Genomic DNA, 22438 nt, shown 5'->3' on the forward strand with positions numbered 1-22438 from the left:
GGAACAAAATGGAATAAAGAGACAAAAACTTTATTCCATTTTGTTTTACCGGGCATCCCCTACATAATAATCATTATCTTATTTTTATAAACCGGGCAAACTGTCAGTATAAATACATCGCTGATTCATACAGCAGCACTCATTATAAATGATATATATCTATTTCAGATAGAAATCATCTGTAAGACTCCTATACCATTCTGATTTATTTCCATCTTCGTCAAACAAGCAGACCTCTTCGGTTCCGCAAGTCCCCACCCTATGCTTTGCAAACGCTAAAAGAACACGCTTCGGAGATTTACGTGGTACCGTCTTTATAAGACTCCGGCGGATTTCGAGCAGCCCGAAAATACTTGCTTCCGCACAAAAATTACCTTCAACATCAGTCGGAACAACCACACTGAAAATACCCTCATCGGCAAGCAGACGTGACACATTTCTAAACAGATCCGGATAAGACAGCGTGTCAGCATGACGTGCCGCCGAGCGTCTGACATCAGGACACTTCAGACTGTCTTTGAAAAACGGAGGATTTGAAACAATACTGTCAAATGTCTCCGTGGAAATAAAATCCTGCAAACGTACATGACTTATCTCTATGCTACTGGCAAAAGGGCTTTCCGATACATTCGCGGAAGCCTGTCTGCATGCATCCGCGTCAATATCGATGCCACACACATGTGCATCTCCGAAACGCTGCGCCATCATGAGCGCAATCAATCCTGTGCCCGTTCCAACGTCAAGAATACGCCTACCACCGGCAGCCCATGCGCCAAGCAATACACCGTCGGTGCCTACTTTCATTGCGCACATATCCTGACGCACATCAAACTGCTTGAATGTAAAACCCTGTCCGTCCATTTCCTATATACATAAAAACGAAAAGAAATTCTCTATTCCATATTATGGACAACGTCACAACCTTTTTTTTATTTTATCCACAATACATATTTATGTACCATCAGCCCATATATATAAGCTCCAGATACAGTGATTGTTTTCATTAAACTGCCTGACGTTGTTGCCTCTTTCACATATTAATTATTTATAAATACCCGCTCATCTGAAATCTTTTGCTTAACTTTGCAGAAAATTTGGTATTAACGCGCAATTCAAAGCACTTTTAAACAATGCGCACTTTATAATTTTATTCATCAATAAATAAAAAACTCAGGAACACACTCTGAACGATCGGGAATTTCGGCACGTCGTTTGCTGTATATTCACGATAAAACAACACGAATTATGAATAAGAAGCCTAGCACATCCATTCAAATGATAGCAGACTACGAAGGAGATATAACCAATTTATTTAAAGTCGAAGTAAACGAAGAGATTCCAATTCTTGCGACACGCAATATAGTGCTTTTTCCTGGCGTAATATCGCCAATCCTTGTCGGACGCAAGGCCAGTATTAATCTTATAAACCATCTGAAAGAAGCACAAGACACAACATTCGCCATATTCTGTCAGAAGGATGTCAACAACGATCATCCACAGCAGGGAGACCTTTACGAGTATGGTGTTTATGCAAAATTGGTCAGACTGCTCGAAATGCCCGGCAATGATCACAACGTCACAATAATAGTTCAGGGACTGGGACGTTGCAAACTCACAGAACTCACAGAAACCCGCCCGTTCCTGAAAGGAAGAACTGTTGCTGCCAACGAGGAGATGCCGGAAGAGGGTGACAATGAATTCAAAACAGCACTCGACGATCTGCGCAGTACAACTGTTGATTACATAAAACAGAACGAGGAAATACCGGACGAGTCACAGTTCGCACTCAACAACATACAGAACGACATAATAACCGTAGACTTCATCTGCGCAAACTTGCCGTTCACCATTCCCGACAAGTTCGCGATGCTTGCCACAAACTCCATTAAGGAGCGTGTGCTGCTCACACTGAAAACACTTCACAAGGAGCTGCAACTTCTTGAACTGAAGCAGAATATCCGCACCAAGACACGTGAGGATATCGACGAACAGCAGCGCGAGTACTTCCTGCAACAGCAGATAAAGAATATCAAGGAAGAACTCGGCAACGGCGACGGTTCACCTGAATATCATGAGTTGGAAAAAGCCGCAAAAACAAAAAAATGGCCGGAAGAAGTAGCAAAGGTATTCTATAAAGAACTGGACAAGCTCGAGATGTTCAATCCGCAGAGTCCGGAGTTCAGCGTACAGCTCAACTATCTGCAGACAATGATAAATCTGCCGTGGAACGAATATACAAAAGACAACCTTGACCTCAAAAGAGCGCAGAAAGTGCTCGACCACGACCATTACGGCATGGAGAAGGTGAAGGAACGCATACTCGAATACATGGCCGTTCTGAAACTCCGTGGCGACCTGAAATCGCCCATCATCTGCCTCTACGGTCCTCCAGGAGTCGGAAAGACAAGTCTTGGCAAGAGCATTGCGGCTGCCATGAAGCGCAAATATGTAAGAATGTCGCTCGGCGGACTCCACGACGAGTCTGAAATACGCGGCCACCGCCGCACATACGTCGGAGCCATGCCCGGACGCATCATCAAAAGCATACAGAAGGCAGGTTCGTCAAATCCGGTGTTCATTCTCGATGAGATAGACAAAGTTACGCAGAACACAGTCAACGGCGACCCGGCATCAGCTCTGCTCGAGGTACTCGACCCGGAACAGAACAACGCATTCCACGACAACTATCTTGACGTTGACTTCGATCTTTCGAAGGTGCTGTTCATCGCCACAGCCAACGATCTGAACACCATTCCGCGTCCATTGCTCGACCGAATGGAACTTATCGAGGTAAGCGGTTACATCACAGAAGAAAAGATTGAGATAGCCAAACGCCATCTCATTCCAACAGAGATAGACAACACTGGTCTGAACGAGGACGACCATAAGCCACAATTCAACAAGGCCGCAATAGAAAAAATCATTGAGCAGTACACACGTGAAAGTGGTGTGCGTCAGCTCGAGAAACAGATAAACAAAGCACTGCGCAAACTCGCACTCATAAAGGCACGCGACGGCGAACTGCCTTACGAGAAGATAACCCCAAGCCAGACAGAAGATCTGTTGGGCAAACCACCGTTCTATCGCGACATATATCAGGGCAATGAATACGCAGGCGTCGTCACAGGATTGGCATGGACAAGCGTAGGTGGAGAGATTCTCTTCATTGAGACTTCACTAAGCAAAGGCAAGGCAGGTAAACTGACGCTTACCGGAAACCTTGGTGACGTAATGAAAGAGTCGGCGGTCATCGCACTTGAATATGTCAAGGCACACATCGACAGCCTTGGCATTGACTACCGCATATTCGAACAGTGGAACATCCACATACACGTACCGGAGGGAGCCACACCTAAGGATGGTCCGTCGGCAGGTATAACCATCGCCACATCAATAGCTTCCGCACTCACACAGCGCAAGGTGCGCAAGAACACAGCGATGACCGGTGAGATAACTCTCCGCGGCAAAGTACTCCCCGTAGGCGGTATCAAAGAAAAGATTCTCGCAGCCAAGCGTGCAGGCATCACCGATATAATAATGTGTAAGGACAACAAAAAGGACATAGACGAAATTCCAGCCATCTATCTCAAAGGCGTGGAATTCCACTATGTTGAGAATGTCCAGGACGTGTGGGATTTTGCCCTCACCGACGAGATTGTGAGCCATCCGGTTGACTTCACCATAGAGGAGGAGAAGCACCTGAAAGACTGAACATTACAGAAAAAGAGGAAAAACGACAAAGAATGACATTCGAACTGCAACACACAGACAACGCGTCTGACGCACGCTGCGGCATCATAACAACCGATCACGGACAAATAATGACGCCCATCTTCATGCCGGTGGGAACATGCGGTACAGTGAAGGGTGTACACTTCTCCGAACTGCGCGAACAGGTGAAAGCACAGATAATTCTGGGCAACACCTACCATCTATATCTCCGTCCTGGACTTGAGACACTGCGCGCAGCCGGCGGACTACATAAGTTCAACACCTGGGACCGCCCCATACTTACCGATTCCGGCGGTTTTCAGGTATTCTCGCTCACAGGCATCAGAAAGCTGCGCGAGGAAGGTTGTGAGTTCCGCTCACACATCGACGGTTCCAAACACATATTCACTCCTGAGAATGTGATGGACACCGAGCGCATCATCGGCGCCGACATTATGATGGCATTCGACGAATGTCCGCCGGGCGAGAGCGACTACCAGTATGCAAAGAAAAGTCTCGCACTGACACAGCGCTGGCTCGACCGCTGTATCAAACGTTTCAATGAGACAGAACCGCTATACGGCCACAATCAGAGCCTCTTCCCCATCGTACAAGGCTGCAAATACAAGGATCTGCGCCGTGACGCCGCAAAATACGTGGCCGACAAGAATGCCGACGGCAACGCCATAGGCGGACTGGCTGTAGGCGAACCAACCGAAGTGATGTACGAGATGATAGAAGTGGTTAATGAGATACTGCCAAAGGACAAGCCGCGCTATCTCATGGGCGTAGGTACACCGCAGAACATACTCGAAGCCATCGAACGCGGCGTCGATATGTTCGACTGTGTCATGCCGACACGCAACGGCCGAAACGCAATGCTCTTCACCTACAACGGTACGATGAACATGCGCAACAAAAAGTGGGAGAACGACTTCTCACCCATCGATCCGGACGGATGCGACATAGACCGTATACACTCCAAAGCCTATCTGCACCATCTTTTCAAGGCACAGGAACTGCTTGCCATGCAGATAGCAAGCATCCATAATCTGGCTTTCTTCCTACGTCTCGTGACCGACGCACGCCAGCACATCATGCAGGGCGACTTCGTGGCATGGAAGCGCAGTGTCATCGATAACCTCGGCCGAAGAATCTAACACGACAGTATGGCAACAGGAATGAAAAGACAACACCGCAGGCTTCTGGTAAGGGCAAGACATACGGCAAGACATCTTGCGTGGCTTGCCGATGCAATGCGGCGTTTAAAACACTGGCTGAGATTTCTTGCCGTAATCAGTCCGTCGCGCTACATCAAACGCCTCGACTGGTACATTATCAAGAAATTCATCGGCACATACATCTATTCAATAGTTCTCATCATATCGATCTCTATCATTTTCGACATAAATGAGAACCTTGCCAAGTTCACGCAGTATCACGCTCCGCTCAAGGCAATAGTGTTCGACTACTACGCAAACTTCGTGCCCTATTTCGCCAACCTGTTCAGTCCGCTGTTCGTATTCATTGCCGTCATCTTCTTCACCACCAAGCTGGCCGGCAACTCCGAAATCATATCTATACTTGCATCGGGCGTGTCGTTCAAGCGACTCATGCGTCCCTACATGATTTCGTGCGTTCTCATATCCTCGCTATCCTTTTATCTCAGCGCCGAAGTCATACCCCACGGCACTGTGATACGCCAGAACTTCGAGACGATATACAAGAACAAGAAGAAGAACACATCGGCCGAAAACGTGATGCTGCAAGTGGGCAAAGGAGTCATTGTTTACATACAGCATTACGACAACAACATGAAGAAAGGCTACGGATTCTCTCTCGACAAATTTGAGAACAAGAAGCTCGTGAGCCATATGACGGCCATGGAAGTGCAGTACGACACAATCTCCGACTCCAAATACCACTGGACGGCCACCAACTGGAAGATAAGAGAGCTGCGCGGACTACGCGAGCACATCACCCAGGGCGCGAAAAAAGACACGCTGATACAGATGGAGCCGACCGACCTCGTATATTCAAAAGGCCAGCAGGAGACGTTCACCAGCTCTGAGCTGAAAGACTACATCTCCAAACAGATCGACCGCGGAAGCGGCAATGTGGTGCAGTATCAGGTGGAATACCACAAACGAATAGCATCGTCATTTGCGTCGTTCATCCTCACCACCATCGGCGTGTCATTGTCGTCGCGCAAACGAAAAGGCGGAATGGGACTTTATCTTGGCTTCGGACTGGCGCTTAGTTTCACTTACATCATGCTCCAGACCGTTTCGTCGACGTTCGCCATCAACGCCAACACTCCGCCCATACTGGCGGCGTGGATTCCTAACATCATCTTTGCCGTAGTGGCTTATTTCTGCTACCGCAAAGCTCCAAACTAAAACAACAGACATGTATTTCGACGAATTAGACTTAAACGACAACGTACTCGATGCGCTATATGACATGCACTTCGAGACGTGCACCCCGGTACAGGAACAGTGTATACCGGAGATACTCAAGGGCAACGACGTGCTTGGAGTGGCACAGACCGGCACGGGAAAGACTGCCGCATATCTGCTGCCAATACTCAGCAAGCTCGACGACGGAGGCTATCCCAAGGATACCATAAACTGTGTCATCATGAGCCCGACACGCGAGTTGGCACAGCAGATAGACCAGGCCATGCAGGGATTCGGCTACTATCTCAACGGCATCAGCAGCCTCGCCATATACGGCGGCAACGACGGCAACCGCTACGAACAGGAACTGAGAAGCCTCAGCATGGGCGCCGACGTCATCATAGCCACACCGGGACGCCTCCTCAGCCACCTCACCATGGGCAACGCCGACTTCAGCAAGGTGTCGTTCTTCGTGCTCGACGAGGCCGACAGAATGCTCGACATGGGTTTCTCGGAGGACATAAAGAAGATAGCCAAGCACCTGCCGCCAACATGCCAGACCATAATGTTCTCGGCCACAATGCCCGAAAAGATAGAGGAACTTGCAAAAACACTGCTCAAGAATCCTGTAGAGATAAAAATTGCAGTGAGTAAACCGGCCGAGAAGATAAAGCAAAGCGCATACGTATGCTATGAGGACCAGAAGATGGGTATTATCAAAGACATCTTCAAACAAGGCGACCTAAAGCGCGTCATAATATTCTCCGGCAAGAAACAGAAAGTGAAACTCATCAACCGCGCACTGCAAAAGATGAACATCAACTGCGGCGAGATGCACTCCGACCTGGAACAGGCACAGCGCGACGAAATAATGTATAAGTTCAAGAGCGGACAGACTGATGTTCTCGTAGCCACCGACATCGTGGCACGCGGCATAGACATCGACGACATAACAATGGTTATAAACTTCGACGTACCGCGCGACGCCGAGGACTATGTCCACCGCATAGGACGTACGGCGCGTGCCGACCGCGACGGTGTTGCCATCACCTTTATCAACGAAGCCGACATAGCCTACTTCAAACAGATAGAAAAACTGCTTGAAAAGGAAATTGAGAAAGTTGAGCTTCCGGCCGAACTCGGCAAGGGACCAGAATACAAACTGCCAGAAAAACGCAACGGCAGAGGACGAGGCAACCGTGACGGCAGACGCGACAACCGCGGCGGTGAAGGCAGAAAGAAACAGTCCGAAGGCGACAGCCAGGAGAAGAAGGAGAACCGCAACGGACGCGGCAACCGCAACAGACGTAACAACCGCAACGAGAACAACGAAGGAGCCAAACCGGAAACAAGTGCCGAAAATGCTGCAGAAAAGACACAATCGCGCAGCAGACGCAGAAAGCCAAGACGCACAAATGCCGACAAACAGAACGCCGGACAGCCCGCCGCACCACAGGAGACAACAGCCACAGTCTCTGCACCAACCGACAGCAGCGCCTCAACCGGCAACAAAGAGCAGCGCAGACGTCAGAAGCGTCGTCCGCAGAAGCCTCAGGCACGCCACACGCAGACCACCCGTCAGCAGAACGAAGGCAAGCGTCAGAACGCAGCTCCTGCACCCAAAAAGACAGAAAGCAAGCTGAAATCCATAATCAGCAAGCCGCTGAAATGGCTTGGACTGAAGAAATAAAAGCCTGACATACGACAAATAAATGCAATTCAAAACCCGCCACACACTCAAAGCCGCAAGCCGGCAGGCAGGTTCTGAATTGCATTTTTGTTTTCTCGCACACCTTATCCCTCAACCGTTATGCCACGCCACCGGCATAACCGAGACGCCACATCGCACAGACAGCACGAGTCCAAAACATACGTGCCAAATCTATTTCTGTTAACATTATTTACACTTTCGTATTCCCGATTTTAACACGTGATTTACTGACATTCTGTGAAAGCACACATCTCAAAAAGCACTTTATCAAAACGACGAAAACCGGGCTGCAATCATGCTTTTTCATAACCGTTCCACAATAATCACCGTTTCGGCACGTGAAATAGTCTATATCGCACTCCCAAACAGTCTGTTTCATCACCTGAAACAGACCGTTTTACAATACAATGAAGCCCATATTGCAGAGCAAAAAAACACCTTCCGTGCATCCAAAAACGTAAACCACTGATTGTCAGAAAGATACATAACCCTTCATTTTTCGCGTATTTGCAACCAAGAACACGTCCGCACGGCTACAGACGAATTATGACGCGTCTGCCGCTCGCTTTTTTAACAATTGAAATCTGTTCATGCACATATTCTTCCAAATACCGAATGACCGCAAACAACCATGCTCGATGACACATTGAAAGCATCGGCCACACATTCAACATCAATTATAACGTCCTTCGTTTGAATATCCGACATAAAAGCATTAACTTTGCATGCGCCCGCAGGAACGGGCAATCGAACGAAGCATAAATCATTTTACTAACTAAAAAATAACACACAAAAAGATGAAACGCATTGTCTTTCTGGATTATGTACGCGTGTTCGCATGTTTCCTTGTCATGCTCGTACACGCAAGTGAGAACTTTTATGGTGCTGTCGGATCCACCGACATGGTAGGTCCGCAGTCGTTCCTGGCCAATGAGGCCGACCGCCTTTGGGTGAGCGTCTACGACGGATTCTCACGCATGTCGGTGCCTCTGTTCATGATAGTATCAGCCTTCCTGCTCGCTCCGATGAAGGAAGGACAGACCACATGGCAGTTCTACCGCAAGCGCAGTCTGCGCATCCTGCCGCCGTTCTTCGTCTTCATGATTCTCTACAGCACGCTTCCGCTGCTCTGGGGACAGATTGACGAAGCCACATCCATCAAGGACCTGTCGCGCATACTGCTCAATTTCCCGACACTTGCAGGCCATCTGTGGTTCATGTATCCGCTTTTCAGCCTCTATCTGTTCATTCCGTTCATATCGCCGTGGCTCAGCAAAGCCACAGCCAAGGAAGAGCGTTTCTTCATCGTGCTTTTCCTCATCTCCACATGCATTCCGTTCCTCAACCGCTGGTGCGGCGAGGTATGGGGACAGTGTTTCTGGAACCAGTACCACATGCTCTGGTACTTCTCAGGCTATCTGGGCTATCTTGTTCTTGCACACTACATACGCGTCCACCTCACATGGAGCCGTAAGACACGCTTCGGCAGCGGCCTGGTGCTCATGATTATAGGTGCCGCCATAACCATATGGTCGTTCTACGTGCAGGCTGTTCCGGGCATCACCCACTCCACTCCTGTGCTTGAGATAGGTTGGGCATTCTGCACACTCAACTGCGTTATGCTCACCGCCGGTGCCTTCCTCATGTTCACATGCATCGAGACAAAGAAAGCACCGAAGATGATAACCGACCTTTCAAAACTGAGCTACGGCATGTATCTCATGCACATCTTCTGGCTGGGCATGTGGGCCGGAATATTCAAATCCACTCTCGCACTGCCCACAGTAGCCGCCATACCATGCATCGCCGTATGCACATTCATCAGCTGCTACATCACCACAAAACTCATATCGCTCATCCCGGGCAGCAAGTGGTTTATTGGATAGACACAAGTCAGACAAACTGGTATTAAGTTATCTTTTTGCCATTTTTTCTATAAAAAAGTGTCTTTTTGTTTGTTTTTCAAAATAAAACATGTATCTTTGCAACCGAAAAATTTGAAAGGAAGATAAAAGGAGCCCCTTTCATGGGGCTCCTCACACATCCGCCTTGGATGACAGGGCTATGGTTTTTCAGGTAACATAATAAATTTATAACTAACAGTAAAGAAATGAGAGCCACAGAAGTTGTAGAAAATCTGAAGAGAAGATTTCCGAATGAGCCTGAATACATACAGGCTGTAAGCCAGGTGTTAGGCACAATCGAAGAAGAGTATAACAAACATCCTGAGTTTGAGAAAGCAAACCTCATCGAACGTCTGTGCATCCCCGACCGACTTGTTGAATTCCGTGTGACATGGGTTGACGACAAAGGCAACGTACAGACAAACATGGGATACCGCGTTCAGCACAACAACGTCATCGGCCCGTACAAGGGAGGTCTGCGCTTCCACGCATCTGTCAACCTGAGCATTCTGAAATTCCTCGCATTCGAGCAGACATTCAAGAACTCGCTCACAACCCTGCCTATGGGTGGTGCAAAGGGTGGTTCTGACTTCTCGCCGCGCGGTAAGAGCAACGCTGAAGTAATGCGCTTCTGCCAGGCTTTCATGAACGAGCTTTACCGTCACATCGGTCCTGACGAGGACGTTCCGGCCGGCGACATCGGCGTGGGCGGCCGCGAAGTGGGCTACATGTTCGGACAATACAAGAAACTGACACATCAGTTCTGCGGCATTCTCACAGGAAAGGGCCTGGAGTTCGGCGGTTCGCTCATACGTCCTGAAGCTACCGGATACGGCAACGTATATTTCCTTGAGAACATGCTCAAGACCCGCAACATCGACCTCAAAGGCAAAACCGTGCTCGTGAGTGGTGCGGGAAATGTGGCACAATATACAGTTGAGAAACTCATACAGCTCGGAGCAAAACCTGTTACACTGTCCGACTCAGACGGTTACATCTACGATCCGGACGGCATCGACGAGGAGAAGCTGGCTTACGTGAAGGAGCTGAAGAACATAGAACGCGGACGTATAAGCGAGTATGCAGAGAAATACGGCGTGAAGTATGTGGCCGGCGCTAAGCCGTGGTTTGAGAAAGCCGACATCGCACTGCCTTCCGCAACACAGAACGAAATCAACGAAGAGGCTGCCAAGGCACTCGTGGCAAACGGTGTATTCGCCGTGAGCGAGGGTGCAAACATGCCATCCACTCCGGAAGCTATCAAGGTATTCCAGGACGCAAAGATACTCTACTCACCGGGAAAGGCTGCAAACGCCGGCGGTGTGGCTGTATCAGGACTGGAAATGACACAGAACTCCGAGCGTCTGCGCTGGAGCAGCGAAGAGGTGGACAAGAAACTGCACGAGATAATGAACGACATCCACGCAAACTGCGTGAAGTACGGCACAGAGCCCGACGGATACATCAACTATGTGAAGGGTGCCAACGTTGCAGGATTCCTGAAGGTAGCCAAAGCCATGATGGCACAGGGAATAGTCTGATTTTTGCATTAATTCATAAATTCGAAACAAGGAAATATAGTACAATCCGGCATGCCGGTTGTACTATATTTTTTTGTAATACAACGGATTGCCGGTATTCGCATCTTCCGTATTCACCGGCACGTATGTCGTACGTGTCTTTCTCATCTTCACCTGTTTTTATTGAAATATCGCAGTTATAAACCATTTGTTAGTTAACTAAAGTTAAAGACGGTTTATAATCGGAGGTCTTGCGCGTCTAATTTTTAGATGAGAATGTTATTAAATAAACAGAACTTCCACATTAATTAATTATAAACGCACACCTATGAACGATCATAACAACACCCTGCCGGTATTAATAATTATAGCATTGCTTTCCGTATGCATTACGGCAAACGGACGCAACGTGACAGTAAAAACTCCCGGCACGTTGAATACAACAATAAAAAGCAGTGAAAAATACAATATAAGCGAACTGAAAATAATTGGTACGATTAACTCCGAAGACATAATACTGCTGCGCGACATGGCAGGATGCGATGTTAATGAAAACCGGACAAAGGGCAGGCTGAGAAGCATCGATATGAGCGAAGTGACGTTTATAAAAGACAACACACGATTTATTGAAGGCAATAAAAACAGCACTATAACCGACACTTATACCCTGCCGGCATACATGTTCAGCAACTGCAACATCGAGGAAATAGTGCTACCGCAAAGCATCAGAGCCATCGGCTCCGGGGCATTCCGCAACACTGCTCTTAAATCAATCACACTGCCAGAAAACATTATCATACATAACTATGCCTTCCAGGGAAGCAAACAGCTGTCGGAAGTCCGCTTCCCGGTATTCACTAAGGAGATGTGGTCGGAATGTTTTGAAGGATGTACCAGCATGAAATCCATCACCATAAACAACATCGGACTGCTGGGTTCACGAGCATTCAAGAACATGGAAAACCTCACCGACATAACCATAAAAGGAGTTATAGGCCACGTTGACGGATGGATGTGCCGCGATCTGCCAAGTCTTAAGTCCATACGATTCGAAGGCTTCATCCTCAACACAGGCAGTTCCATCATTGCGGAGAACTGTCCACAGCTGAGTGAGATAGTATTCTCAGGCACATGCATGCCAATGGGATACGGAAGCGTAAAGGAATGTCCACTCATGAAGAAATGCACAGTGACAGGATATGTCATCAAATCCGGTGATAAGAACTTCATAGAATATGAAGAACCTGTGACTTTCAGCAAACAGATGGAAGATGCATGTCGCACATTTGAGGAACTCATAGCCAAAAAGGAATACTCTAACATCTTCGGTGTGAAGAACACAATATACGACATGGTTATCATTCTGACAGACATCGGAGAGAACCAGAAAGCCACACAATATGCCGAACTTGCTGCGAATTATAATTATAAAGAACCAGAAAAGGAACAGAAACAGCCCAGACTTGCCGGCAAGATTCTAGAAAGTGACATGGATTTTATAAAAATACTGAAAGACTCGAAACCTTACGATGCTCATGACACAAGCAACACAGAACGCTTCACTTATGCTTCCACTGCCGATCCGAAGGTAAAGGAAATAAAGGATTTCTTCAATCTTGAACACATTGCAGGCAACGGTGATGAGATTTCGAAGATGAAAAACATCATGAAATGGCTGCACGATCAGATAAGACATGACGGTTCCGGAGGTTTCCCACCTAACGCCAGCCGCAACGCCATAGACCTCTACAAAGCATGTAAAGCAAGGAAATGCGGACTCAACTCGCGCGGCCTTTCAATTGTTCTGACCGAACTCTATCTTGCCATGGGCTGGCCGGCACGCTTCATCACCTGTCAGTCGGTGGGCACCAACGACAACGAATGTCATGTTGTTGTAGTTGTGTGGAGTCGCGCACTTGGTAAATGGATTATGATGGATCCGACATACGACGCGTATGTATGCGATGAGAACGGTCTGATGCTGCATCCCGGAGAGATAAGACAACATATGATAGAAGGCAAAAAGCTCGTCCTTAGCGATAACGCCAACTGGAATCACAAACTCATATTCACAGAGAAGAACTATCTTTATGAATACATGGCAAAGAATCTTTACCTTCTGAGCGCCTACATCGACAGCTATCCGAACGTTGAATCGGAAGGCAAAAGCACATACTACACGCTGCAGCCGGAAGGCTTCAACGCAAAAATAGGCACTGCAACATGCGATGAAGAATGGTTCTGGCAGGAACCTTGAATCAGAGAATGCGTACAAACAATGAACAAAACATACGATAAATATAAATTGATAAGAACAATATCACATAAAAGCAACGCCATATATGAGTGATGAAAGTGATTATACAGTTTGCCCAACAGCTGAAAACATCATATCAGAATTGTATTCTGGATATATGGTGACAATAAAAATACGGTCTTACATTATGTGATATGCACAGAAATATTATACCGAAAACCTAAAAGAAAATGAAATACATATCTACAACAGCGTTATTCATGGCTTGCACGATGGCATTGTTGTCGCACACGGCAGCATCTTCTGACAAGCCGTTATTTACACCTATGGACGAAGAATGCATAACTGTTGTTTATGGAAACAATAAAACAGGAATTCCTGATGACGGATTATGCGAAAAGACCTCGTATGTCCAAACAACAGGTTTGCGCAATACAAAGCATGAGAACAACAACTCTTACATTGAAAAGAGAAAAACAGAATGTGCCGTAACTGCTGATAACAGTACAGATGCTCACCCCTATTACGACGGAGAAAAGGCAAATAATAACAACAACTTTAAAATAGGACAGATACTACCACACTTAAAATCGTATGAATCCAAGCTGACTCCCCAGAAAGGATTGTTCTTTAAAAACAAAAATCTTCCTATAGAAAAAATCTCTGTGTACGATTTAAGAGCAGATAACAGTTACGGAAAAATAACGGCATGCGTCGCACAGGGAATCCTCAATCAGAAGAAAGCCGGAGTCTATCTTGTATTTGAAGATCATCATCAGACACAGTTTGAGGACGTCTATGGACAGGAAGGAAAGAGCTGGCATCTATTAAAGGATGAATTCAGCAAGTCTGAATATTCCGGCTTAGGAACCTTAATAAAAGACAACAAGGACAAGTTCACGAAATTCGTATTATGGGATCCGCAGAAAGAATGGACCTGGTGTCTCGCCCAGATGATATGCGCCCAACAAAGAGCTCTACCGGTAACCGCAGAAATAAAGGATTTTCTGAACAACGAATTACATTTAAATCTGGCCTGCGAAGACATAACCGACAAATGGGAAAACAAACTGGAGGCATATCAATGGGCTATAACAATCTGGCAGAAGGTTGCCATAAGTATCTGAGTTTTTCGGCAGGATTGAGAAGCGATTACCTATCCGGTCCATGGAAAATATACGATTATGCGGCAGCTTCAAAGGGTTTTGTATTTTTCCTGAACAGTTCAATACCGGAAGAATCTGACATGATAAAAAGAATATGTGAGAAAATGGATTATCGGCCGGGCTCTTCTACAATGGGATATGGAACGGATAACGACGGAGACGGACTGAATAATGCTACCAATCCTTATAATGTAGGATTCATGGTAAGCGACTATTATGCCAACGGAAGCTTATGGTGCTCATTCCCGAACAAGTCATTCCAGCAGCGCAAAGGCAAGGCGATAGAAGCCCATCCCGGCAAAATTTATGTAAGTCTGATATGGAGTGACGGTGACAACATTCAATTTGAAGCAAACCAGATGTATAACATGTTTAAACATGCCAAGGGCCGGGGAATGGTTCCGGTAGGCTATACAATGGCATCATCCTTACAGGAACTGAACCCAAAACTGTTGGAATTCTTCTACAAGAATCTTACACCGAACGATGAATTGCTGGCCGGTCCCTCCGGTTTTCAGTTCATATATGGTGATAAATATAATGAAAACAACTTTAAGAAATGGCTTGAATTAAACAACAATTGGCTTACTACTGCCGGATTTCACACAGTCTGTCTATGGAATACAACCAATAAAGAGAGATTCGGAGAGTATATGAAAACCTGTGGACTGCAAGGTGTTTTCGACGGATTCAACAATAATAAGGAACGATACGAAAGAGGAAACAATGGAGAAGGCATTGTATGTGTATTACAGGGAGCACACTGTTGGAATGAAGGAGACGTCTTTAATGACCTGATAAAAATATCTCCTGACAACGAAAGACCCGTATTCCACAATGTCTATCTTATAGCAGCAAGCTATGGAGGCACCGAAGGTTACGAACGGCTTATCAGAGAACTGCAAAGACTGGAAAGCCATAAACCGGATACCTTTGAGTTTCTGCTTCCCATGGATTTATGTGCGACATTGAAAGACTACATAGAAAAACATAATCATAAATAACAAACTTAAATGCTTATGAACAGCAACCACAAAAGCATTCTTCTGCTTGTCATACTGTTGTTACAGGTTTCCGGCATTGCAGCAAGCAGAAAAGATGTAATAGTAAAGACACCGGGAACATTGAAAACACAGATATCAGACAGTGAGAAATACGAAATAACCGACCTGAAAATTGGTGGCAACCTGAACGCGGAAGACCTGATTATGCTGCGCGATATGGCGGGATGCGACAAGAATGAGAACTACACCAAAGGCCAACTGAAACATATCGACATGACTGATGTGACTATTGTGGCCGACAAGAAAACATACACAGAGAACGGGGATAGTTCTTATATATATGAAACAACATTTCCTGAATACATGTTCAGCAAATGCCGCATCGAGAAAATAAAACTCCCTAAAGGCATAAAAAGCATCGGGAAAATGGCTTTCATGCAATCCGCCCTAAAGGAAATAACCCTACCGGAGGACATCATACTGGAAGATGGGGCGTTTCAGTCTTGTCGCAATCTGTCGAAAATCACGTTTCCGTCCTACACAAAAGAAATAAATTATAAATGTTTTGTCGGTTGCAGCAAACTGAAGAAGATTGTAATAAACAACATCGGATATATTGCCTCACGTGCGTTCACGCAGATAGATAATGTCAAGGAGATAACCATACGCGGCGTTCTCGGCCACGCCGACGGATGGATGTGCTACGACATGCCGTCGTTGGAGACATTGAAGTTTGAAGACTTCATAATAAGCACGGGCGGACCAGACATTGCCGAGAACTGTCCGAACCTGAAAGAAATTGTCTTCTCGGGCGATTGTGTGTCAATGGGATTCGGTAAGGTGACCGGTTGTCCGCTGATAACGAAGTGCACAGTCAAGGGAAATATATTCAATTCTGACAACAAAGACTTCATTGAATATAAGGAACCGTTAAGCCATATTCCCGAATTAATGAAGACATGCGCCAAGCTCGACAGACTGACCAGCCTGCCGCAATATTCTGATATGTTCGGAACAAAATTTGCATTGTATAACCTCACGTGCATGTATTCACGTATAGGAGAGAAGGAGAAAGCCGTAAAGGCCCTTGAGAAAGCCATAAACAGCGGCTACAGCGACTATAAATGGATATTGCAGGACAATGACCTCGACAACATAAGAAACGAAGAAGGATTCAAGAAACTGATCGAGGAACTGCGCAAGACCAAAGATTATCTGTACGTATTGAAGCACTGCGGGCCATACGCAGCGCCCGATACGACAAACACGCAGAAGTTCACTTATGCCTCGCCCGATGATGAGGAGATGAAGAAAATAAGGAATTTCTTCAATCTTGATAAGATAGCCGGCAACGGAGACGAGATTTCACAGATAAAGAACATCATGTACTGGCTACACGACCAGATAGTGCACGACGGCTCGGGAGGATTTCCACAGAAAACCAAACGCAACGCCATCGACCTTTACAACGCCTGCAAGGCGCAGAACCGTGGACTGAACTGCCGCGGACTTGCCATTGTCCTGTCTGAGATGTATATGGCTATGGGATGGCCGGCACGCTTCCTCACCTGTGAGTCAAAGGACTACAGACACGACAACGACTGCCATGTGATAGTGATGGTATGGAGCCGAACACTCGGAAAATGGATATGGATGGATCCGACGTTTGCCGCATACGTCTGCGACGAGAACGGACTCCTGCTGCATCCCGGAGAGGTAAGACAGCGTCTGATAGAAGGAAAGACGCTCGTGCTGAACAAAGATGCGAACTGGAATCATAAAATCATGCAGACCAAAGAAGATTATCTCGACGAATACATGGCGAAAAACCTGTACTACTTGAGCACATATCTGAACAACGGTTATAACGTGGAAAACGGCAACAGCAGCAATTATTTTACGCTGAAACCCGTGGGCTCAGACGCACAGATTGGCAACGAAACTTACGACGAATCGTGGTTCTGGCAGAAGCCGTGAGCCGATGAACATACACAAAAGAAGCCGTTCTGCATACTGTTATGTCTTACATAGCTACATGCAGACGGCTTTTTCTTTTGTGACAACATCACTTTTATTCACATGAAACCGCTGCAAACATGTCATATATTTCATTTCTCCGCAGCATGAACTACAAATACCATATAATTCTGCAAGCACAAGGAGAGTGTGTAAAAAGCCGGTTTTGTGGCTCGATAGAAATTCCATTGGGATAAGTTTTATGCATAAAGTAATGTGGGATACCGCAAAACTTCCAGACAAAGAAGATGGTATAAACCGCGGCAGCGCATTTCATAACGTGATGATAAGTCCGTGTTGCCACAGCCTACGTGTCATAATCTCAAGACCAGCGCATACTTACCGTGTTCTTCTTCACGTCTCGTGTCGGTGTTTTTATAGAAAACTCAGACGACGGATCAGCGGATTTTCTTGACTTTTTTTTGACAAAAGAAAATCGCAAAAGAGATGTAAAATAATATTAAAATCAGCATTAGAAAGGCTTATTCCGACCGTACTGCCATTTGATATATCTTATCTGAGAGTACCGGATGGTGCACCTTACGTTCTGATCATGCCCGTTTCAGCCTCTGGTATCGCCCATTTTACCATGTGATATGGTGCATTTCAGCCCCTGAAATGGGCTATATCGCATGATAAAACAGCGCTTATTGCATGACGAAAAATTCGCTCTTAAACGTAAGTCTTTGATGTCCAGTACCTTGCGCATAGTCCTTATTTTTCGCGTATTTGCGCCCGAGGGAGAGTCCGCCTGCAAATACTCGCTTATTTTTTGGGGTAGATCAGAAAACTCAGACAAAAAAAACGTCGGATTTAAAGACAGTGGAATGGCTCGGATGATTTTACTTCCAACAGGATGAAACAACGCTGAATCGGAATTGGGACCGTATTTTTTATTATTGGAGCCAATTCCCACAGAATTTCTGCTTAGCCGGCTTAATGGCTATAACACCAAAAAGACATTATGTTATTATATAACAGTATAAGGCTCACACATATTTACGGGAATGCAGATATAAAAAGAAACTCCGAAAGCCTGAATGACTTTCGGAGTTTTCTATGTTTTACTTATTTGTTCAAGCGGTGCGTACGGGACTCGAACCCGTGACCCCATGCGTGACAGGCATGTATTCTAACCAACTGAACTAACGCACCAATAAGTAAGTGCTTTCAAATGATGCTGCGGTGCGTACGGGACTCGAACCCGTGACCCCATGCGTGACAGGCATGTATTCTAACCAACTGAACTAACGCACCAAGGCTGTCATTTGTTTTTTGCGAGTGCAAAATTACATATAAAATTTCAATTCACCAAATAATAATGAAACTTTTTACAAAAAACTTTGCATTACCAATGAATTTTTATAGTTTTTGCCGTCAAACAACCAGTCAGACAACTCGCATTGCACAGAAAATCCCATCTTTGTAAATAGCGCCACTGATGCAGCATTTTCTTTGTCCACCACCACATATATCTGGTGCAGATGCAGTATTTCAAGTGCATATTTCCTAATCTGCATTACAGTCGCCATGGCATATCCGCACCGGCGTTTTTCTTTTTTCACCACAATGCTAAGCTCTGCCCTTCTGTGCTGAGGATTGAAATTGACAAGATCCACCATACCGACAGTTTCGCCGTTTTCGTCGTCTATCATCAGTCTCACCTGCTTGTCAGTATATATGTCTCCTGAAACATTTGCCACATAATCATGCAGCACATATCTCGAATAAGGCACATTGGTGGTACCTACATTCCATATCTCCGCATCGTTTTCCATCAGATACAGAGTGTCGAGGTCCTCAGGCTCAATGGCTCTCAGCCTGACAGACGGCATTCCGCCATTCACGATGTTCATTTGAATATTTCTTCAGGAGTTATTATTATGCGGGTCCGGCTGTTGTATGTTCCTATATACACATTGTCGGCCACACCCTTTGCAAATATGTTCAGAATGTCATCATACGAATAAGCCTCAACGTCATATACTACATATACGATGTTGTTCTTCGGCAATTCCAGTCCGAGATGTCCCTCCGGATTGTCTTCCGCATTGCGCTCATAGAACACTGCCTCAAGACCTTTCCTGCGTGCGATATTTCGGCATTGTGCAATAGCCTTGCGCGAACCGACAAACACATACGACGGATCCTTCCTGTTGCTGACAACGAAAAAGCCGAGACTTTTCCTAAGACGGCGAATCTGCATGCGTCCAAGCTCCACCAGAGCCTTCGCGTATATGGCGAACTTCACCGGCAGACTCAGCAACAATCCCATATTGCCGTAATGCTTGCTCAGGAATATCAGCATCGCTCCATAGAACACATGTACATAACGGAAGGATGACTTCTGTGTGCTCTCTCCCTTGTAATGCAGTATGCGCGAAGGAACATACCAGTTTTCGAATCCTCCTTTTATAAGTCTGAACGACAAGTCTATGTCCTCACCGTACATGAAGAAGTCCTCATCGAGCAAACCCACCTTGTCTATGGCTGATCGTCTGAGCATACAGAAAGCGCCGCTCACAACTTCGATGCGCCCAGGCTGGTCCCACGGCAGATAGCTCATGTAATAATGGGCAAAGCGTTTGCTTTTCGGAAAACGCGCACAAAGACCCGACATCTTGTAGAAAGCCGTCATCGGTGTGGGTACACCGCGTCTTGACTCCATTGCGTCAGCACCATTGCACTGCGACATTCTCACACCAACTGCACCGGCCTGCGGATGTTCCTGCATGAAGTCAATAACGTCCGCAATGGTGTGTTCGCCAACTATAGTATCAGGATTGAGCAGCAGCACATATTCTCCGAAACTGCGTCTGATGGCCAGATTGTTGGCACGCGCAAAACCGAGATTTCGGTTGCTGCTTATCATCTTGATCTTCGGGAAACGGCATGACAGATAATCCACCGAACCGTCACGCGAATGATTGTCCACAACATAAATCTCGCATTCGATGCCTTTTGTCGCCCTTTGGAGTGAATGCAGGCACTGTTCGAGATAAAACTTTACGTTGTAATTGACTATTATTACAGACAGTTTCAATACATCAAACTATTTTATGCTTCCTCTTTTATCTCCGACAGGCAACGATCCATGGTCGGCATGACAAAAAACAGGCACAGGAAAAGAATTATGCCCATATATCCGAAAGCTACATTCATAAACACATAATAAAGCACTGTGTTGACAATCATCGGCACACACAGCATGAGAAGCCGCGTCATTCCCCATACCTTCAATGCCTCGGCCGATATCAGTCTGTCGCCGATGCGTTTGAAACGGAAGAGACGCATGGCCACCGGTATGATGCATATGGTGAGCAGTTCCATTACGAATGCCGCCACAAACTCCGTGCTTTTGTCTTCTGATGTCATTATGCCGCAAGGCAGCACATCACTCTCAAAGAGTGTCACTATGACAAGTCCCAGGGCAATTGCCGTGAGAAAAATGGTCATCAGAAGTCTTTGCGTATGTTTCATTTTTCGTTTACTACTGTGCGGTTGAGGATTGCCCTTCCGAGTGTCACCTCATCCGTATATTCAAGTTCATCACCCACGGAAATGCCGCGTGCAATAACACTAACTCTCACATTCTCGCCGGCAAGTTTGCGGGATATATAGAAGTTGGTGGTATCGCCCTCCATAGTTGAACTGAGGGCCAGAATAACTTCCTTCACTCCGCCTGCCTTCACGCGTTCCACAAGCGAATCTATCTCCAAATCAGCAGGTCCTATGCCGTCCATCGGCGATATTATACCACCGAGCACATGATAGAGGCCGCCATACTGCTGGGTATTCTCCACCGCCATCACGTCGCGTATGTTCTCCACCACACACACTGTGGACGAATCGCGACGCTTGTCCGAACATATCGGACACACGTCCTCATCGCTGATGTTGTGGCAAATACGGCAATATTTTATGTCATGTCTCAGCTCCGAAAGCGACGAGGCCAGTTTGTCAACATCCTCCTCGGTCTGTCTAAGCATATACAAGGCAAGCCGCAGGGCTGTCTTTCGTCCTACGCCCGGCAGCTTTGCCAGTTCTCCCACAGCCTTGTCAAGAAGCTGAGACGGGTAAGAGCTGTCCATTATCAGTCTGTGAAAAGATATACGCCCAAGCCTATCTTCAGACCGATTGTGGAGAAATCGCTGTGCTTTTTAAATGACTGGTCATAATAGATGGCAGGCTCAACTGTCACCGTACGGCTCAGGAAGAACGAATAACCCACTTCTACACCAGGCATAACATCATTGTAACCGTGTTCGCCATGTATGTACTTGCAGTTCACACCGAGATATATTCCGTTCTGTTCTATATAGTAACGGCCGCCCACACCAAGGCTGACGAGGTTCTCCTTCAGGTCTCCTCCCTTATGGTCATAAGCCACCTGTCCGAGCAACATCAGGTTGTCGTCAAACATATATCCTGCCTGTGCCTGCAATCCGAGGCTCAGATCGTCGATACCTGAATATTTGAGGTTGAGTCCGGTGAGCGAACCACCGAGATAAACTTTACCCTGCTCGAACTGAGCATTTGCCGTCACGGCCATGAAAAGAGCCGCAATCATCGCAATCACTTTCTTTCTCATAATAATAAAAATAACATTATTAATAAACATGAGGAATACCCACAAGGTGTAAGGCAAACCATACGCGACTTCCGACAGAAACACCCTTCTGCGGAAAGACGCCATTACGCTGCAAAAATACACAATATATTTGAGAAACCGAAAAATATCATTATCTTT

16 protein-coding genes and 2 tRNA genes are annotated in these 22438 nt (G+C 46.4%); 10 read left to right on the forward strand and 8 right to left on the reverse strand.

Going from position 1 to position 22438, the window contains the following annotated elements; all coding sequences use genetic code 11:
* Window positions 1–159: 159 nt before the first annotated feature.
* Window positions 160–861: a tRNA1(Val) (adenine(37)-N6)-methyltransferase gene (locus WKT13_RS08290; RefSeq protein ID WP_340323533.1), complete on the reverse strand. Its 702-nt coding sequence runs from the start codon at window positions 859–861 to the stop codon at window positions 160–162.
* A gap of 384 nt (window positions 862–1245) precedes the next feature.
* Between WKT13_RS08290 and lon the strand changes: the two genes are divergently transcribed.
* The 10 genes from lon (at window position 1246) to WKT13_RS08340 (ending at window position 17649) form a co-directional block, all read left to right on the forward strand.
* Window positions 1246–3711, forward strand: coding sequence for an endopeptidase La (lon, locus tag WKT13_RS08295; protein WP_340323534.1), 2466 nt, complete (start codon window positions 1246–1248; stop codon window positions 3709–3711).
* A 32-nt stretch (window positions 3712–3743) separates the two neighbouring features.
* The gene (gene tgt / locus WKT13_RS08300; RefSeq protein WP_340323535.1) at window positions 3744–4871 is read left to right on the forward strand and encodes a tRNA guanosine(34) transglycosylase Tgt; all 1128 of its coding nucleotides are present in this window, start codon (window positions 3744–3746) and stop codon (window positions 4869–4871) included.
* A gap of 96 nt (window positions 4872–4967) precedes the next feature.
* Window positions 4968–6110, forward strand: a complete 1143-nt coding sequence (locus WKT13_RS08305) for an LptF/LptG family permease (RefSeq protein WP_298618063.1) — start codon at window positions 4968–4970, stop codon at window positions 6108–6110.
* Between the two features lie 10 nt (window positions 6111–6120).
* Window positions 6121–7800 carry a DEAD/DEAH box helicase gene (locus WKT13_RS08310; RefSeq protein WP_340323536.1) on the forward strand — a complete coding sequence of 560 codons (1680 nt, stop codon included), beginning with the start codon at window positions 6121–6123 and terminating at the stop codon, window positions 7798–7800.
* A gap of 818 nt (window positions 7801–8618) precedes the next feature.
* Complete coding sequence (locus WKT13_RS08315; RefSeq protein ID WP_340323537.1) at window positions 8619–9707, forward strand: acyltransferase; 1089 nt, start codon at window positions 8619–8621, stop codon at window positions 9705–9707.
* A gap of 224 nt (window positions 9708–9931) precedes the next feature.
* A complete protein-coding gene (locus WKT13_RS08320) occupies window positions 9932–11266 on the forward strand; it encodes an NADP-specific glutamate dehydrogenase (protein WP_298617984.1) in 1335 nt (444 codons plus the stop codon).
* A gap of 307 nt (window positions 11267–11573) precedes the next feature.
* Window positions 11574–13502 (forward strand): leucine-rich repeat protein, encoded by a 1929-nt coding sequence (locus tag WKT13_RS08325; RefSeq protein ID WP_340323538.1) that lies wholly within the window; start codon window positions 11574–11576, stop codon window positions 13500–13502.
* A 230-nt stretch (window positions 13503–13732) separates the two neighbouring features.
* Complete coding sequence (locus WKT13_RS08330) at window positions 13733–14629, forward strand: hypothetical protein (protein WP_340323539.1); 897 nt, start codon at window positions 13733–13735, stop codon at window positions 14627–14629.
* Window positions 14560–15672 carry a hypothetical protein gene (locus tag WKT13_RS08335; protein WP_340323540.1) on the forward strand — a complete coding sequence of 371 codons (1113 nt, stop codon included), beginning with the start codon at window positions 14560–14562 and terminating at the stop codon, window positions 15670–15672. Before WKT13_RS08330 ends, WKT13_RS08335 begins: the two co-directional genes overlap by 70 nt.
* A gap of 15 nt (window positions 15673–15687) precedes the next feature.
* On the forward strand, window positions 15688–17649 hold the full coding sequence (locus tag WKT13_RS08340; RefSeq protein ID WP_340323541.1) for a leucine-rich repeat protein: 1962 nt from the start codon (window positions 15688–15690) through the stop codon (window positions 17647–17649).
* Between the two features lie 1120 nt (window positions 17650–18769).
* On the opposite strand, the gene WKT13_RS08345 is transcribed toward WKT13_RS08340, so the two are convergent.
* The 7 genes from WKT13_RS08345 to WKT13_RS08375 form a co-directional block, all read right to left on the reverse strand.
* Window positions 18770–18843: transfer RNA gene (locus tag WKT13_RS08345), tRNA-Asp, on the reverse strand.
* A 28-nt stretch (window positions 18844–18871) separates the two neighbouring features.
* Window positions 18872–18945 (reverse strand) — tRNA-Asp (locus WKT13_RS08350).
* A gap of 74 nt (window positions 18946–19019) precedes the next feature.
* The gene (locus WKT13_RS08355; RefSeq protein WP_298618431.1) at window positions 19020–19544 is read right to left on the reverse strand and encodes a GNAT family N-acetyltransferase; all 525 of its coding nucleotides are present in this window, start codon (window positions 19542–19544) and stop codon (window positions 19020–19022) included.
* On the reverse strand, window positions 19541–20731 hold the full coding sequence (locus tag WKT13_RS08360; RefSeq protein WP_298618432.1) for a glycosyltransferase family 2 protein: 1191 nt from the start codon (window positions 20729–20731) through the stop codon (window positions 19541–19543). The genes WKT13_RS08355 and WKT13_RS08360 overlap by 4 nt, the downstream gene beginning before the upstream one ends.
* 14 nt (window positions 20732–20745) lie before the next feature.
* Complete coding sequence (locus WKT13_RS08365; protein ID WP_340323542.1) at window positions 20746–21168, reverse strand: hypothetical protein; 423 nt, start codon at window positions 21166–21168, stop codon at window positions 20746–20748.
* Window positions 21165–21779 carry a recombination mediator RecR gene (gene recR / locus WKT13_RS08370; protein ID WP_298618434.1) on the reverse strand — a complete coding sequence of 205 codons (615 nt, stop codon included), beginning with the start codon at window positions 21777–21779 and terminating at the stop codon, window positions 21165–21167. The genes WKT13_RS08365 and recR overlap by 4 nt, the downstream gene beginning before the upstream one ends.
* Before the next feature lie 2 nt (window positions 21780–21781).
* Window positions 21782–22279, reverse strand: coding sequence for an outer membrane beta-barrel protein (locus WKT13_RS08375; RefSeq protein ID WP_340323543.1), 498 nt, complete (start codon window positions 22277–22279; stop codon window positions 21782–21784).
* Window positions 22280–22438: the final 159 nt, after the last annotated feature.

Source organism: Prevotella sp. HCN-7019 (assembly GCF_037890215.1).
Classification (GTDB): domain Bacteria; phylum Bacteroidota; class Bacteroidia; order Bacteroidales; family Bacteroidaceae; genus Prevotella.